Source organism: Actinosynnema sp. NPDC004786 (assembly GCF_053601135.1).
This window is the reverse complement of sequence record NZ_JBSGBG010000007.1, coordinates 16,723-31,721: the sequence shown is the minus strand read 5'-3', so window position 1 is coordinate 31,721 and position 14,999 is coordinate 16,723. Positions and strand designations below refer to the sequence as shown.

Here is a 14,999-nt window from a genome sequence, read left to right as displayed (position 1 = left end):
CTGTCGCGCCTGATCATCGAGACCGCTGGCTCGATCCTGTATGCGGAGCGCCACACAGGGTAGCGACAAGCGCACTCGTCCGATGAATCGACAGGAAGATAAGTATCAATATAGCTTCGGAGTGACACGCGAGGTGCCCGAACGGTCTCCGGCAGTGAGGTAGTGACCACGATGGACATCAAGCCCACGCTGCGTGGCCGCCTGCTCGGCCGGGAACTCCGCCGGGCCCGCGAGGACTCGGGGTTGACCGTGGCCGAACTCGCCGCGCGCACCCGGCAGTCACCGGACTGGATCCGCCGGCTGGAGGACGGCATCGCGTCCTCGCCGGCCGCCGACCAGACCACGTGGTGCGCCTGGGGGGCGGAGTCGTCCAGCGTGCTCAACGTGTTGTGCCGCACCGCCGAGCGGATCGACCTGCTCGCGCCGCTGGGCATCCACCCGGCGCTGGACCGGCTCGACGCCGACCGCTGCACGGCCTACGTGCTGGAGGGCACTGCGGTGGACCGAACCGACGTCGTGGTCCGCGTGATCCCGTACAGCGCGGGCGCCTACCCCGGCGTGGTGAACCACCCGTTGACCCGGTTCACCCTCGCCGACGGCCCGGCGGTGGTGTTCTACCCGTGCGTGCACCGGGCGATGTTCACCGAGGACCCCCGGCACGTCGAGCTGGCGAACGCCCTCTTCGCCCACCTAGCCGAGATCACCGACTAGCGACAGGCCGGTGAGGTCCGTCCGGCCGCCGGGGTGGCGGACCGCGCGGCCCGAGGCGGCGGTGGCCAGCCGGCCCGCCTGCTCCGGGCCGTCGCCGCGCGCCAGGCCCACGGTCAGCGCGGCCACGAACGCGTCACCGCCGCCGGTCGTGTCCACGACGTCCTCGTCGGTCAGCGGGACCGCCGCCGACCCGCCGTCCCACACCAGCACGTTCGCCTCGCCCGGCGCCTCCAGCGCCACCACCGACGGCCCCCGGCCCAGCAGCTCGCGCCCCGCCCGCAGGGCCGCGTCCACGCCGGTGATCGCCCGCCCGGTCAGCAGCTCCGCCTCCCGGTGGTCGGCGCGCACCACGTCGGCCGCCGCCAGCAGCTCGGCCTCCCGCCCGTCCGGCGCGCCGTCCAGCACGACCAGCCCGCCCGCCGCGCGCACCGCCGCCAGCGCCGCGTCGGCCGGTTGCTGCAACTGCACGACCACCGCGTCCGCGCCGGCCAGCAGCGCCGACGCCGCCCGGACGTCCGCCGCGGTGACGAGCGTCGCGGCGGGGACGTCCTCCAGGTAGCGGTAGCCGCCGTCGCAGACGACGTCCACGATCAGGGCCGTTCGGACGCCCTCCCGGCGCACCACCCCGGCCGTGGCTACGCCGTCCGCGTCCAGCCGCTCGACCAGCAGGCGGCCCTCCCGGTCGTCCCCGACGACGCCCACCAGGGCGGCCGTTGCGCCCAGCTGCCTGGTGCCCCGGGCGATGTTCGCGCCCTTGCCGCCGAGCATTTCACGACGTTCCAGCACCCCCGCCCGACCGCCCCGCGCGGGCACCTCGGAGACCACCAACACCAGGTCACGGGCTATCTGACCGACCACCGCGATCCGCATGTCGGTGCGGTACCCGGTGGCCACCAGTTGAAACGGAGCGTTGACGTGGCGTCACCGGTAATGCGATCGTAATTCTGGGAGCGCTCCCAGTCCCGTGGTTCGCAGATCACCGTCGATCTGAAGGAGAATGTCCTTGCGACTCAAGCGCTTTGGGGCGTTGGCCGTGGCCGCGCTCGGTATCGTCGGTGTGACCAGCGTGTTCGCCCAGAGCGGCGTGGCGCTGGCGCACGGTTCGATGACCTTCCCCCCGAGCCGCACCTACGCCTGCTACGAGGACGGCAGGATCGGTGGCGGCGGCGGTGACCTGAACCCGACGAACCCCGCGTGCGTCGCCGCGGTGCAGATCGGTGGCAAGCAACCGCTGTGGGACTGGTACGGCAACCTCATCAGCCTGGCCGGCGGCCGGCACCGCGAGATCATCGCCGACGGCGACCTGTGCGGGCCGACCACCAAGTACGACGCCTACAACCTGGCCCGCAGCGACTGGCCGGTGACCACCCTGCGGGCGGGCGCGCCGATCACCTTCAAGTACAACGCGTGGGCCCCGCACCCGGGCCGGTGGGACCAGTACGTCACCAAGGACGGCTTCGACGTCACGCAGCCGCTGAAGTGGTCCGACCTGGAGCCCGCGCCGTTCGACAGCATCACCAACCCGCCGCTGGGCAACGGCGAGTACTCGTGGAACGGCACCCTGCCCAACAAGACCGGCCGCCACATCATCTACTCGATCTGGCAGCGCAGTGACAGCCCCGAGGCGTTCTACAGCTGCTCGGACGTGAACTTCACCGGCGGCTCCGGCGGCGGCGACACCCAGGCCCCGGCCGCGCCGGGCGCCCCCACGGCCACGGCCTCGTCCACCTCGGTGGCGTTGAGCTGGGCCGCGGCCACCGACAACGTCGGCGTGACCGGCTACACGGTGTACCGCGAGGCGGGCGCGACGGACGTCGCGGTCGCGACGACCTCGGGCACCACCGCCACGGTCACCGGCCTGACCGCGGACACGGCGTACCAGTTCTACGTGGTGGCGCGGGACGCGGCGGGCAACACCTCGACGCCGTCGGCCGTCGTGTCGGTGCGGACGACGACGGGCGGCGGCACCACGCCCGGCGCGTGCGCGGTGACGTACAGCGTGCCCAGCTCGTGGTCCGGCGGCTTCACCGCGAACGTGTCGGTGAAGAACACGGGCACCAGCGCGGTCAACGCGTGGCAGCTCGTGTGGGACGTCCCGAGCGGCCAGGGCATCACCCAGGCGTGGTCGGCCGAGGTCGCCGTCGCGTCGGGCAAGGCCACCGCGAAGGGTGCGAGCTGGAACCAGAACATCCAGCCGGGTCAGTCGGTGAGCTTCGGGTTCAACGGCTCGTCGCAGGGGACGCCCGCGAACCCGACGTCGTTCACCCTCAACGGCGCCCTGTGCGCCGCGGGCTGATGTTCTGGCGCTGCGCGGCCCTGGCCGCGCTCCTGGTGGGGTCGGTCGCCTGCTCCTCGGCGGCGACCGGCTCCACCGGCCTGGGCTCCAACGCCCTCGGCCCGCCGCTGGGCACCCCGGCGGAGGTCGGGCAGTGGGTGCGGGAGAAGACCGGCCAGTGCGACGAGGTCGTGCCGCGGTCGATGGAGGAGTTCGCCGACTTCGTCGGGCCGCTGCGGGCCAAGCTCTACGCGCCGTACGTGGCGGAGTGGGGCACGTGCTCGGCGGGTCCGTACGAGCGGCTGGGGCTGGTCGTCTTCCAGCGGGAGAAGCTGAAGGACTTCCAGCAGGCGTGGCAGGGCGCGATGGCTGCCGGCGAGGTGTCGGACAACCCGGACTTCGGGTTCGGCAACGGCTTCGCCCTCAGCGGCACGCTCGGCCTGGAGCTGCTGGGCCTGCACGACCTGCGTTGCACACCGGTGGGGCCCGACGAGGTCGTGGAGCACACCCTCCCCGCGGAGGCGGAAGGGTGCACCTACGTCCAGAAGCCGGGCCACCACCACTAGAGGCGGCTCGTCAGCGCGGCGCGGCGGTGCTCTGACGCACCACCAGCGTGGTGGCAAGCTCGATTCGGCGGTGTTCGGGCTCTTCACCACGTGCCAGCGTGATGGCGAGACGGGTGCCCGCCGCGGCCATGTCCTGCAGCGGCTGCCGGACCGTGGTCAGCGGCGGGCCCACCCACTGCGCGACCGGGAGGTCGTCGAAGCCGATGACGCTGAGGTCCTCCGGGATGCGGAGGCCGGCGGCGCGTGCCGCCTCGTAGACGCCGAGGGCCTGGAGGTCCGACCCGGCGAACACGGCGGTCGGCGGGTCCGGGAGGTCGAGCAGCGGCGCGAACTGCGCGCGGCCGGACTCGACGTGGAAGTCGCCGTAGCGGACCAGGGCCGGGTCGAACGCGAGGCCCGCGGTCTCCAGCGCGGCGCGGTAGCCGTCCACGCGGGCGCGGCTGCACAGCACGCGTTCCGGGCCGCCGATCATGGCGATGCGGCGGTGGCCCAGCTCGATCAGGTGCCGGGTGGCGGTGAGGCCGCCGTTCCAGTTGGTGGCTCCTATGGACGGCGTCTCCAGCTGGGGCTCGCCGATGGGGTCGACCACGACGACCGGGATGTCCCGCGCGCGCAGCTTGGCCAGCTGCGACGATGTGAGGTCGGAGAAGACGGAGATCACCGCGAGCGGCTTGCGCGCGATCACGCCCTCCAGCCAGCCGTGGCCGGGGGTGAGCCTGCCCTGCGACTCCGACAGCACCAGCGCCAGGCCCTGCTCCGCGGCGACCTGCTCGGCACCGCGGATGATCTCCAGCGCCCAGGCGCTCTCCAGCTCGTGGAACATCAGTTCCACCAGGTTGGACCGCCTCGACCGCTCGTCCGCCCGCCTCTGGTAGCCGTGTCGTCGGATGATCGCCTCGACCCGTTCCCGGGTGTGCGGCGCGACGTCGGCGCGACCGTTCATTACCTTCGAAACAGTCGGAACCGAGACCCCGGCTTCTGCCGCAATGGCGGCAATGGTGACTTTGCCCGAGGCTGTGCCATCCGAGGGTGACGGGTCGGCTTTGGTCGGCATGGGGGCAGTCTACGGCAGCCCAGCCCAGTTCCGGCCCGTGGACGTGGAGGAGCGGTGGTGGGTTGTTCGTCACTCGGAGTGCCGGTAACCAGTTCGAAACAATCGACTCTGTGATCGAAACTGTCGAATGTCCGGTTGCTCCCACTCGGACGCGTTCCGAGGTTAGCGCAGCGTACGTCTCGATTGGCCTGAATCGGGGGCGCGGGGAACGGACGGGTGGCGTTCCGAGCGTTGAATTCAGGGGTCCCGGACGTTGGACTCACGCGTTCCGAACGTAGGACTCACGCGTTCCGAACGTAGGACACGCGCGTTCTGGAGGTAGGACACGCGCGGGGGTGGGGGCTCGGGCCCGTGGGAGAGGTTGGCGGGCCCGAGCCGGGTCGGGTCAGTCCCGGCGGTCCGAGCCGCCGAACGAGAGGTCGTCGCGCAGGGCCCGGTGAGCGGGCTTGGCGGCGTAGTTCTCGTCGAGGATGTCGGCCGCACCTTCACCCTCGAACCACCCGGGCACCCAGGAGTACTTGTCCGTGTACCCCCAGACCGTGAACGACAGGCAGCGCGGCGTCAGCAGGCAGGCCCGCAGCGCGGTGCGGTACACGTTCGCCTGGGCCTGCAGCTTCACCGGGTCGGCGGGCAGCACCACCCGCACGTCGGCCTCCGTCACCGCCGTGCGCAGGCCCAGGGCGTCGAACCGCCCCAGGTTCTCCCGCATGGTCAGCGGCGCGTGGTCCGCCCTGAGGTGGGCCTGCAGGCCGACGCCGTGGATCGGCACGTCCTGTCGCAGCAATTCGCGCACGAGGTCGTACACGCCGTCGCTCTTGGCGTTGACCTCCTCGACCTCGTAGTCGTTGTAGAACAGCAGCGCGTCCGGGTCGGCCTCGTGCGCCCACCGGAACGCGTCCGCGATGTAGCCGGGGCCGAGCGCGCGCAGCCAGACCGTGTCGCGCAGGGACCCGTCGTCCTCGAACACCTCGTTCACGACGTCCCATTGCCAGACCCGGCCCCGGAAGCGCCGCACGGTGGTCTGGACGTGGGCCTTCAGCACCGCGCCCAGCTCGTCGGGCGGCACGTCCGCGAGCCACGCCGGGTTCTGGTTGTGCCAGACGAGCGTGTGGCCGCGCACGCGCTGGCCGTTGGCCTCGGCGAACGCGACCAGCGCGTCCGCCGGACCCCACTCGTGCCGCCCGCGGACGGGTTCGAGCGCGTCCCACTTCATCGCGTTCTCGGCGGTGAGGGTGTCGAACTGCGTCGCCACCCACTCCCGGTACACCTCGTCGCCGGCCAGCGCGGTCAGGTTGACCGCCGTGCCGAACCCGAGGCCGTGCCGCGCGGCGAGCTGCCGCAGGGACGGCTCCGGAGCCGAAGTCGGGGTCCGGGTCGGAGTGGGAGCCGGGGTCCGGGTCGGAGCCGCTGCCGCCGCGGGGGCGGCCGCAGCTCGCGTGGTGGGGATGTCCGCGTGCGGCCGTTCGGGCGACGGCCCCGTGGGCGGGGGAACGAGATCGGGCATGACCGTCCTTCCTCCACCGACGGGGCCGACGCGCGAACCGGGACTTACTTGCCGAAACCGGCCGTGAGGCCGCTGAGCAGGAACCGCCGCCCGATCAGGTACACCACGAAGATCGGCAGCACGGACAGCGTCACGGCGGCGAGGAGCGCGGGCACGTTCGTGCCGAACTGGCCCTGGAAGTCCCACAACCCGAGGGTGAGCACCCGCGACGACTCCGACTGGGTGAGCACCAGGGGGAAGAGGAACCCGTTCCACGCGTTGAGCGCCGTGTAGACGACCACGGTCATGATCGCCGGCCGCGCCAGCGGCAGGACCAGCGACACCAGCACCCGCATGGGGCCCGCGCCGTCGATCGCCTGCGCCTCGTACAGCTCGCGCGGCACGTCGCGCAGGCTGTTGACCAGCACCAGCATCGCCACCGGCAGCGCGAACGCCGCCGTCGGCAGGATGATCGCGGTGAGCGTGTCGTACAGCTTCATCCGGGTGATCATCAGGTACACCGGGATGATCGTGGCCTGCGCGGGGATCGCCAGCCCCATCAGCAGCAGGGTGAACCCGCGCTGCACGAACTGGCTGGTGTTGCGCACCACCGCGTACGCGGCGGGCACGGTCACGAGCACCACGATCGCCACCGTCGCCACGGTCACGATCACGTTGTTCAGCAGGTACTGGCCGAAGCCGCCGGTCAGCACGGTGACGTAGTTGTCCAGCGTCAGCGCGTCCGGCATCTCCCACACGCTCTTGCCGAGGTACTCGGCGCGCGTGCGCAGCGACACCGTGACCAGGTAGAGCAGCGGTCCGACCACGATGACCAGCCACACCAGGGCGAACAGCCCGGCGGGCCAGTTGGGACGAGACTTCACGACCCCTCCTGCTGGCTGCTCATCTGGCGGAACCCGCTCCAGCGCATGACCGCGAGCGACAGCGCGGTGCCGAGGACCACCAGCACGACCGCGATCGTGCTCGCGTAGCCCATCTCGAACCCGCTGAAGCCGGTGATGTACATGTGCAGGGGCAGGATGCGGGTCGCGGTGCCCGGTCCGCCGTTGGTCAGGATGAGCACGGTGTCGAACGTGGTCAGCGAGCCGACCAGCATCAGCACCGACGACGTGACCACGGTGTACCGCAGCTGCGGCAGCGTGATGTGCCGGAACTTGCTCACCCGCGAGGCGCCGTCGATGGTCGCCGCCTCGTACAGCGACTGCGGCACCGCCCGCGCCGCACCCTGGTAGAGCAGGGTGTGGAACGGGATGAACTGCCAGGAGATCACCAGCACCACCGTGTAGAGCGCGATGTCGGGGTCGCCCAGGAACAGCGGACCGCCGACGAACGCGCCGAAGTTCGGCTCGAGCAGCGCCTGCCACAACAGCGCGATGGCGGCCGTGGACAGCAGCAGCGGGAGGAAGAAGATCGAGCTGAGCACCGCCCGGGACCGCTGCTTGCCGGCCGCCCAGACCCCGATCAGCAATGCGATCGGGGTCTGGACGAGCCACGACACGACCATCAGCACCAGGGTCCGCCACACCGAGGCACGCGCCTCGCTGTCCTCGAGCAGCCGGGCCCAGTTCTCGCCCCCGTTGACCGCCGGCGTGCCCAGGCCGTCCCAAGCGGTGAAGCTCAGGTAGATCACGAGCAGCATGGGCAACGCGGCGAACAGGGCGAAGAACGCGAACGCCGGCACGGCGTACCAGGCCGAAGGCCGTTGAGACGACATCAGCGCGCGGCCACCGCGTCGACGAACTGCTGCGGCGAGACCTTGCCCAGGAAGAACTCCTGGAGCTGGGTCAGCATGAACGTGGCGTCGTCGGCGGGCAGGTCCTGGTCCCAGGAGAGCTGGAAGTTCTTCGAGTCCAGCACCAGCTCGTAGATGAACGTCGAGTACTCGGGGCTCGGCGACTTCTTGAGCTTCTCCTCGGCGCCCACGACCGGCGGGACGTCACCGGCGGCGATCAGGGCCTCGACGTAGGAGTCCTTGTGCAGCTCGCTCGTGACGAACTTCTTCGCCGCGTCGAGGCTCTTGGAGTCCGCGGTCGCGGAGTAGAAGTTGCTCACGTTGCCGACCAGGTTGCCCGGGTCGCCCTTGCCACCGGGGATCGACGGGAACGCCACCCAGCCCAGGTCGCCGTTCTTCACGAAGTCCGGGCTCTGGTCGAGCTGGTTGGTGTACTCCCACGAGCCCATGAGGTGCATCGCGGCCTTGCCCTGCGCCAGGATGGTCGACGCGCCGCCGGCGTCGTAGCCGACGGAGGCGAAGTTGGTGCCGAACGCGCCGCGGTCGATGAGGTCCTTGAGCTTGGTCATCGACTCGACGACGGCCGGGTCCTTCCAGCCCGCGGGGCCGTTGTCCCGGATGTTCTTGAACACCTCGGGGCCCGCGACGCGGTCGAGCACGTACTCGGCCCACATCAGCTCGGTCCACGCCTGGGTGCCCGCCAGGGCGATCGGCGTGATGCCCTTGGCCTTGAAGGTGTCCACGGCCGCGAGCAGCTCGTCCCACGTCGTCGGCGGCTTCGCGCCGGCCTCGGTGAAGACCTTCTTGTTGAAGAACAGCAGCACCGGCTGCATGCCGCGCATCGGCACACCGTAGTACTTGTCGCCGAGCTTCGCGCCGTCGAGCACGCTCGGGATGAACGCGTCCTTGACGGCCTTGTTCTCGTTGAGCACCGACGTCAGGTCGGCCACCTTGCCGGCGTCGACGTACTCCTTGAGGTTGCCGCCGCCCCAGTTGAAGAACAGGTCAGGGGCCTGCGGCGAGCCGATGGCGACCCGGAGGCGCTGCTTGTACGGGTCGTTGCCGAACGTCTCCAGAGAGGCGTTGCCGCCACCCGACTTGAAGGCGTCGATCGACTGCTGCTCGATCTTGTTGAGCACCGGGTCCTCGAGTGCCCAGATCTTCAGTTCGCCGGTGCTCGACTCGCCCGGACCGGAGGTGCCACACGCGGACACCACTGCGGTCACGGCGACCAGCCCCATCGCGATGAGGGGACGCACCCATGAACGGCGGGACATGCGACCGCCACCCTTCTGCCACGCTGCGGATTTGTTCGTGGCATCGAAACATTTCGAAACATCCACGACTTGCGCAGACCTTAGGCCCGCGCCCAAGCGGTGTCAAGCATCACCATCCGGCGTGTGTAAGTAGCGTTTCTGCACGTCAGGAGGTCACCCTTGTGTTTCGATCGAGTTTCGATACTATCGGCCCATGCGTCGAGCCACGTTGGCCACGATTGCCGCAGCAGCGGGGGTGTCGCTCCCGACGGTGTCCAAAGTCCTGAACGGGAAGGACGACGTCGGCGCGGAAACCAGGGCTCGCGTGCGGCAGTTGCTCGCCGAGTATGACTACGTGCCGGTGGGGTCCCGCAGGGCCTCCGGGCACCTGCTGGTGGACCTCGTGTTCACCGCCCTCGACAGCCCCTGGGCGGTGGAGATCATCCGTGGCGTCGTCGACACCGGGCTGCACGTCGTGGTGTCGTCCACCGACAAACCCCGTCAGCACACGTCCTGGGCGGCGTCGCTGGTCGAGGCCAGGCGCGCGGGAGCGCTCCTGGTCACCTCCCAGCTGACCGCGGCCGACCGGCGCGTGCTGGCCAACTCCCGCATCCCCGTCGTGGTCATCGACCCGGTCGACCTGCCGCAGCCGAACGTGCCGAGCGTCGGCGCGACGAACTGGGCGGGCGGCCTGGCCGCCACCGAACACCTCCTGCGCCTCGGCCACCGCCGGGTCGGCGTCATCGGCGGGCCGGCCGGCATGCTGTGCAGCCGGGCGCGGGTGGACGGCTACCGCGCCGCGCTCGACCGCGCGGGCATCCCGTTCAACCCCGAACTGGTCAAGCACGGCGACTTCAAGCACGAGGGCGGGTTCCGCCGCGCGGCCGAGCTGCTGGCGCTGCCGGACCGGCCGACGGCGATCTTCGCCGGCAACGACGAACAGGCGCTGGGCGTGATCGAGGCCGCCCGCGTGGTCGGGCTCTCCGTGCCGCACGACCTGAGCGTGGTCGGTTTCGACGACCTGCCGGTCGCGGTGTGGTCCTCGCCCGCCCTCACCACCGTGCGCCAGCCGCTCACCGAGATGGGCCGCCACGCGGGCCGCATGCTCGCCGACCTGATCGCGGGTCGCCCCGTGGAGACCGAACGGGTGGAACTGGCCACCGAACTCGTCGTCCGATCGTCAACGAAGGAGCCGCCGTGCTGAACCCCTGGGCCGATCCCGGAAAGCCGACCGGTGAGCGGGTCGCCGCCTTGCTGGCCGAGCTGACCCTGGAGGAGAAGCTGGCCCAGCTGGTGGGCGTGTGGGTGGGCATCTCCGAGGGCGAGGAGGTCGCGCCCGCGCAGCACGAGTTCGCCGAGCCGCTGCCGCCGTGGGACGAGCTGACCAAGCCCGGCCTCGGCCAGCTCACCCGCGTCTTCGGCACCGGGCCGGTCGACCCGCTGGTCGGGGCGAAGGTGCTGGCCGAGACGCAGCGCAAGCTGGTCGCGAACACCCGCTTCGGCATCCCGGCCATGGCGCACGAGGAGTGCCTGTCCGGCTTCACCGCGTGGCAGGCCACCGTCTTCCCGACCCCGCTCGCGTGGGGCGCCTCGTTCGACCCGGAGACGGTCGAGCGGATGGCACGCGAGGTGGGTCTCGTGATGCGCGACGTCGGCGTCCACCAGGGATTGGCGCCGGTGCTGGACGTGTCGCGCGACCCGCGGTGGGGACGCACCGAGGAGACCATCGGCGAGGATCCGTACCTCGTCGGTCTCCTCGGTGCCGCCTACACCAGGGGCCTGGAGTCCAGCGGCATCGTGGCCACGCTCAAGCACTTCGCGGGCTACTCGGCCTCGCGCGGCGGGCGCAACCACGCGCCGGTCCACATGGGGCCGCGCGAGTTCGCCGACGTGGTGCTGCCGCCGTTCGAGATGGCGTTGCGGCTCGGCGGCGCGCGGTCGGTGATGAACTCCTACGCCGAGGTGGACGGCGTGCCGGCCGCCTCGGACCGGACCCTGCTCACCGACCTGCTGCGCGACCAGTGGGGCTTCACCGGCGTGGTGGTCGCCGACTACTTCGCGGTGTCGTTCCTGGAGACCGCGCACGCGATCGCGGGCTCGCCCGGCGAGGCCGCCGCGCTGGCGCTGGCCGCCGGCATCGACGTCGAGCTGCCCAGCGTGCGCTGCTACGGCGAGCCGCTGGCCGAGCTGGTGCGGTCCGGGCAGGTGGACGAGGAGCTGGTGGACCGCGCGGTGACCCGCGTGCTGACCCAGAAGTGCGAGCTGGGCCTGCTGGACGACGGCTGGCAGCCGGAGTCGCCCGCGGTGCTGCGCGGCGAGCCGGTCGACCTCGACCCGCCCGCCCTGCGCGACCTGGCCCGCACCATGGCCGAGCGGTCCGTGGTCCTGCTGGACAACACCGCCGACGTGCTGCCGCTGCGCGACCCGGGCAAGCTCGCCGTGGTCGGGCCGTGCGCGGACGACCTGCTGTCGCTGATGGGCTGCTACGCGTTCCCCAACCACGTCGGCGTGCAGCACCCCGAGGTGGCGCTGGGCGTCGAGATGGACACCATGCTCGAAGCCGTGCGCAAGGAGTTCCCCGGCGCGTCGGTCACCACCGCCAAGGGCTGCGAGGTCGACGGCGACGACCGGTCGGGCATCGGGGACGCCGTCGCGACCGCCCGCGAGGCCGACGTGGTGCTGGCCGTGCTGGGCGACCGGGCCGGGCTGTTCGGCCGCGGCACCTCCGGCGAGGGCTGCGACGCCGAGGACCTGAACCTGCCCGGCGTGCAGGGCGAGCTGCTGGCGGAGCTGCTGGCGCTGGACGTGCCGGTGGTGCTGGTGCTGCTGACCGGCCGCCCGTACGCGCTGGGGAAGTACCTGGAGCCCGCCTCCGGGTCCTCCTCGCGGCCCGCCGCGGTGGTCCAGGCATTCTTCCCCGGCGAGGAGGGCGCGGGCGCGGTGGCCGGCGTGCTCAGCGGGCGCGTCAACCCGTCCGGCAAGCTGCCGGTGCAGGTGCCGCGCGGCTCCGGCGGCCAGCCGACCACCTACCTGCACCCGCCGCTGGGCGGTCCGGGCGGTGTCAGCTCGGTCGACCCGTCGCCCGCCTTCCCGTTCGGGCACGGCCTGTCCTACACGTCGTTCGAGCTGTCCGACTTCGCGGCGGCGCAGGAGCTGCCCTCCGACGGCGAGGTCGAGGTGTCGTGCCTGGTGCGCAACACCGGCGACCGGGCCGGCGCCGAGGTCGTGCAGCTGTACCTGCACGACCCGGTCGCGAGCGTCACCCGCCCGGTGCGCCAGCTCGTCGGCTTCGCCCGGGTCGAGCTGGACGCGGGCGCGACGACCGAGGTGACGTTCCGGCTGCACGCCGACCGCACCTCGTTCACCGGCCGCGACGGCAGGCGCGTCGTGGAGACCGGCGAGGTCGTGCTCCAGGTCGGCTGCTCGAGCGAGGACATCCGCTGGCGGCAGTCGGTGCGGCTGACCGGTGAACCGCGCGTGGTCGGCCACGACCGCGTGCTGGTCACCCCGGTGACGACCGCCTCGCGGTGAGGCGACCGACGAGTCGGCGGTGCGTCACCGGGACCGCCACCGGGTTCCGGCCGGACGCGGGCACGCCCGGGTTCCGGCCGGTCGACCCGATGGCGGTGGTGCGCGAGCTGGTCGTGGACGCAGGAGGTCCCGGGCCGAGCTACCCGGGACCCCCGGGGAGCAGCCGAGTCCACTGACCGGGCTGGGCCGTGAGGGGGCTATGGCGGTGGTCCCCTCACGGCCCGCCTTCCGTCACAGGTGGGTGCGCAGGTGGCGCAGCTTGCGCTCGTCGTGCACGCGCGGGGTGGTGTGGCCGGTGAACGGGAACACCGCCATCTCCTTCGGCGCGGTGATCTCGTTGTACGCGGCGTACACAGTGGACGGTGGGCACACCTCGTCCATCAGGCCCACGCTCAGCAGCGAGGTGGCCGTGATCCGCTTGGCCAGCAACGCGCCGTCCACGTACCGCAGCGTGTCGAGGGCCGCGGGGATCAGGTCGACGTGGTTGGCGAGGAACTTCGCGATCTCCGCGTAGGGCTCGGCGTCGGTCAGGGTGATGGCCCGCTGGAAGTCGCACAGGAACGGCACGTCCGCGTGGCACACCTTCACGGCCTCGCCGTTGAGCGCGGCCGCCGCGAGCGCCAGCCCGCCGCCCTGGCTGCCGCCGGACACCGCGATCCGGGTCTCGTCCACGCCGTCCAGCGAGGCGGCCACCTCCACGGCCCGTGCCGCGTCCACCATCAGGCGCGTGACGTAGTAGGTCTCGGGGCTCGCGATGCCGCGGGTCATCACGCCGGGGTGCTCGGGGCCGACGAGCCCGGAGTCCGGTGTCGCGCCGGTGGTCCACCGGCCGCCCTGGCCGCGGGTGTCCATCACGAACACCGCGTACCCGACCGACGGCAGCAGCGCGTGCTCCGACGGCAGGCCGCGCCCGCCGCCGTACCCGATGTAGCAGACGACGGTGGGCAGCGACTCGACGCCGGAACCGGCGGGGCGGATGTACCAGCCGCGGACCCGGTCGCCGCCGTAGCCGGAGAACTCGACGTCCCAGACCGAGAGCGGCCCGTACGCGTCGGCGGCGTACGGGGTGAGCACCGGCGGCAGCGCGGCGGCGCGGGCCTCCTCCAGCCGGGACTTCCACCACAGGTCGAGGTTGTCCGGTTCGACGGTGTCGGTCCGGTACTGCGCCAGTTCCCGCTCGGAGAGGTCGAACCAGGGCACGGCGGTCCCCTTTCAGGTAATCCGTTAAGCGCTTAATTACCCTACCGGGTAAGACGGGGTCTGCGGCCGTCTAGACTTGATGATCACCGACCGAGGAGGCGCGGGTGGCAGGGAAGCGTCCGACCATCTCGGACATCGCCAAGGCCGCGGGGGTGTCCACCGGCGCGGTGTCGTACGCGCTCAACAACCGGCCGGGCGTCTCGGAGCCCACCCGTCGCCGGATCATGGACATCGCGGACCGCCTCGGCTGGGTGCCCAGCAGCGCCGCGCGGTCGTTGAGCGACGGGCGGGCGAACGCGATCGGGCTCGTGGTGGACCGGCCCGCGCGGGTGATCGGCGTCGAGCCGTACTTCATGCAGTTGATCTCGGGCATCCAGGACGCGTTGGCGGGCGGGCCGACGTCGTTGCTGCTCCAGGTGACGGACAACTCGGCGGCCGAGCTGGCGGCGTACCGGCGGTGGTGGGGCGAGCGGCGGGTGGACGGCGTGCTGCTGGTCGACCTGGTCCAGCACGACCCGCGGGTGGAGCTGGTGCGGGAGCTGCGGCTGCCGGCCGTGGTGCTGGGCGAGCCGGTCGTGCCGGACCTGCCGTGCGTGTGGACCGACGACGAGACGGCCGTGGTGGAGGTGCTGGAGTACCTGGTGGCGCTCGGGCACCGCCGGATCGTGCGCGTCGCGGGGCCGACGAAGTTCGTGCACACGCAGGCGCGGTCGCGGGCGTTCACGGCGGCCGCCGCGCGGCTCGGGCTGCCCGACGCCCGCGTGGTGCACGCGGACTACTCCGACGAGGCGGCGGCCCGCGTGACGCGGCGGGTGCTGACCGGCGGCACGCCGCCGACCGCGCTCGTGTTCGACAACGACGTGATGGCGGTGTCCGCGCTGGGCGTGGCGCACGAGCTGGGGCTGGGCGTGCCGGACCAGCTCTCGCTGGTCGCGTGGGACGACTCGGCGCTGTGCCGGCTGGTGCGCCCGGCCCTGTCGGCGGTGCGCCGCCCGATCGCCGAACGCGGCGCGGCCGCCGTGCGCCTGCTGCTGGACGTGATCAACGGCGCCCCGCCCGAACAGGTCAAGACCTCCGACCCGGAACTGGTCCCCCGCTCCAGCACCACCCATCCCCCCGCGTGAGTCGAACCTCCAAACCCCGCGTGTCCTACGTTCAGGTCAACCGTGT

Annotated in this window: 13 protein-coding genes; 6 read left to right on the top strand and 7 right to left on the bottom strand. The window is 71.7% G+C overall.

Annotation, left to right across the window (positions count from 1 at the left end):
- The first annotated feature begins 171 nt into the window (after positions 1-171).
- On the top strand, positions 172-711 hold the full coding sequence (locus tag ACWEFJ_RS08065; protein ID WP_378090677.1) for a Scr1 family TA system antitoxin-like transcriptional regulator: 540 nt from the start codon (positions 172-174) through the stop codon (positions 709-711).
- Here ACWEFJ_RS08065 and ACWEFJ_RS08060 read toward each other — a convergent pair.
- Positions 691-1,605, bottom strand: coding sequence for a PfkB family carbohydrate kinase (locus ACWEFJ_RS08060; protein ID WP_449713278.1), 915 nt, complete (start codon positions 1,603-1,605; stop codon positions 691-693). The two genes, ACWEFJ_RS08065 and ACWEFJ_RS08060, sit on opposite strands and share 21 nt — an antisense overlap.
- 109 nt (positions 1,606-1,714) lie before the next feature.
- Between ACWEFJ_RS08060 and ACWEFJ_RS08055 the strand changes: the two genes are divergently transcribed.
- A complete protein-coding gene (locus ACWEFJ_RS08055; protein ID WP_378090679.1) occupies positions 1,715-3,007 on the top strand; it encodes a lytic polysaccharide monooxygenase in 1,293 nt (430 codons plus the stop codon).
- Positions 2,992-3,552 (top strand): hypothetical protein, encoded by a 561-nt coding sequence (locus ACWEFJ_RS08050; RefSeq protein ID WP_449713277.1) that lies wholly within the window; start codon positions 2,992-2,994, stop codon positions 3,550-3,552. The genes ACWEFJ_RS08055 and ACWEFJ_RS08050 overlap by 16 nt, the downstream gene beginning before the upstream one ends.
- A 10-nt stretch (positions 3,553-3,562) precedes the next feature.
- Here the strand turns inward: ACWEFJ_RS08050 and ACWEFJ_RS08045 are convergent, their stop codons facing one another.
- The 5 genes from ACWEFJ_RS08045 to ACWEFJ_RS08025 all read right to left on the bottom strand — a co-directional run bounded on the left by ACWEFJ_RS08045 (position 3,563) and on the right by ACWEFJ_RS08025 (position 9,119).
- Positions 3,563-4,606: a LacI family DNA-binding transcriptional regulator gene (locus ACWEFJ_RS08045; RefSeq protein ID WP_378090681.1), complete on the bottom strand. Its 1,044-nt coding sequence runs from the start codon at positions 4,604-4,606 to the stop codon at positions 3,563-3,565.
- Between the two features lie 385 nt (positions 4,607-4,991).
- Entirely contained in the window at positions 4,992-6,110 is a 1,119-nt protein-coding gene (locus tag ACWEFJ_RS08040; RefSeq protein WP_449713276.1) for an endo-1,4-beta-xylanase, read from the bottom strand.
- Between the two features lie 44 nt (positions 6,111-6,154).
- Positions 6,155-6,973: a carbohydrate ABC transporter permease gene (locus ACWEFJ_RS08035; protein ID WP_378090684.1), complete on the bottom strand. Its 819-nt coding sequence runs from the start codon at positions 6,971-6,973 to the stop codon at positions 6,155-6,157.
- Positions 6,970-7,824, bottom strand: coding sequence for a carbohydrate ABC transporter permease (locus ACWEFJ_RS08030; protein WP_378090686.1), 855 nt, complete (start codon positions 7,822-7,824; stop codon positions 6,970-6,972). The genes ACWEFJ_RS08035 and ACWEFJ_RS08030 overlap by 4 nt, the downstream gene beginning before the upstream one ends.
- Positions 7,824-9,119: an extracellular solute-binding protein gene (locus ACWEFJ_RS08025; protein ID WP_378090688.1), complete on the bottom strand. Its 1,296-nt coding sequence runs from the start codon at positions 9,117-9,119 to the stop codon at positions 7,824-7,826. The genes ACWEFJ_RS08030 and ACWEFJ_RS08025 overlap by 1 nt, the downstream gene beginning before the upstream one ends.
- A gap of 193 nt (positions 9,120-9,312) precedes the next feature.
- Between ACWEFJ_RS08025 and ACWEFJ_RS08020 the strand changes: the two genes are divergently transcribed.
- Both ACWEFJ_RS08020 and ACWEFJ_RS08015 read left to right on the top strand, forming a co-directional pair.
- Positions 9,313-10,302, top strand: a complete 990-nt coding sequence (locus ACWEFJ_RS08020) for a LacI family DNA-binding transcriptional regulator (protein ID WP_378090689.1) — start codon at positions 9,313-9,315, stop codon at positions 10,300-10,302.
- Entirely contained in the window at positions 10,296-12,629 is a 2,334-nt protein-coding gene (locus ACWEFJ_RS08015; protein WP_378090690.1) for a beta-xylosidase/alpha-l-arabinosidase, read from the top strand. The genes ACWEFJ_RS08020 and ACWEFJ_RS08015 overlap by 7 nt, the downstream gene beginning before the upstream one ends.
- Before the next feature lie 231 nt (positions 12,630-12,860).
- Here the strand turns inward: ACWEFJ_RS08015 and ACWEFJ_RS08010 are convergent, their stop codons facing one another.
- The gene (locus ACWEFJ_RS08010; RefSeq protein ID WP_378090691.1) at positions 12,861-13,829 is read right to left on the bottom strand and encodes an acetylxylan esterase; all 969 of its coding nucleotides are present in this window, start codon (positions 13,827-13,829) and stop codon (positions 12,861-12,863) included.
- Positions 13,830-13,933: 104 nt separating this feature from the next.
- Here ACWEFJ_RS08010 and ACWEFJ_RS08005 point away from each other — a divergent pair, with 104 nt between their 5' ends.
- A complete protein-coding gene (locus tag ACWEFJ_RS08005) occupies positions 13,934-14,953 on the top strand; it encodes a LacI family DNA-binding transcriptional regulator (protein ID WP_378090692.1) in 1,020 nt (339 codons plus the stop codon).
- The last annotated feature ends 46 nt before the right edge of the window (positions 14,954-14,999 follow it).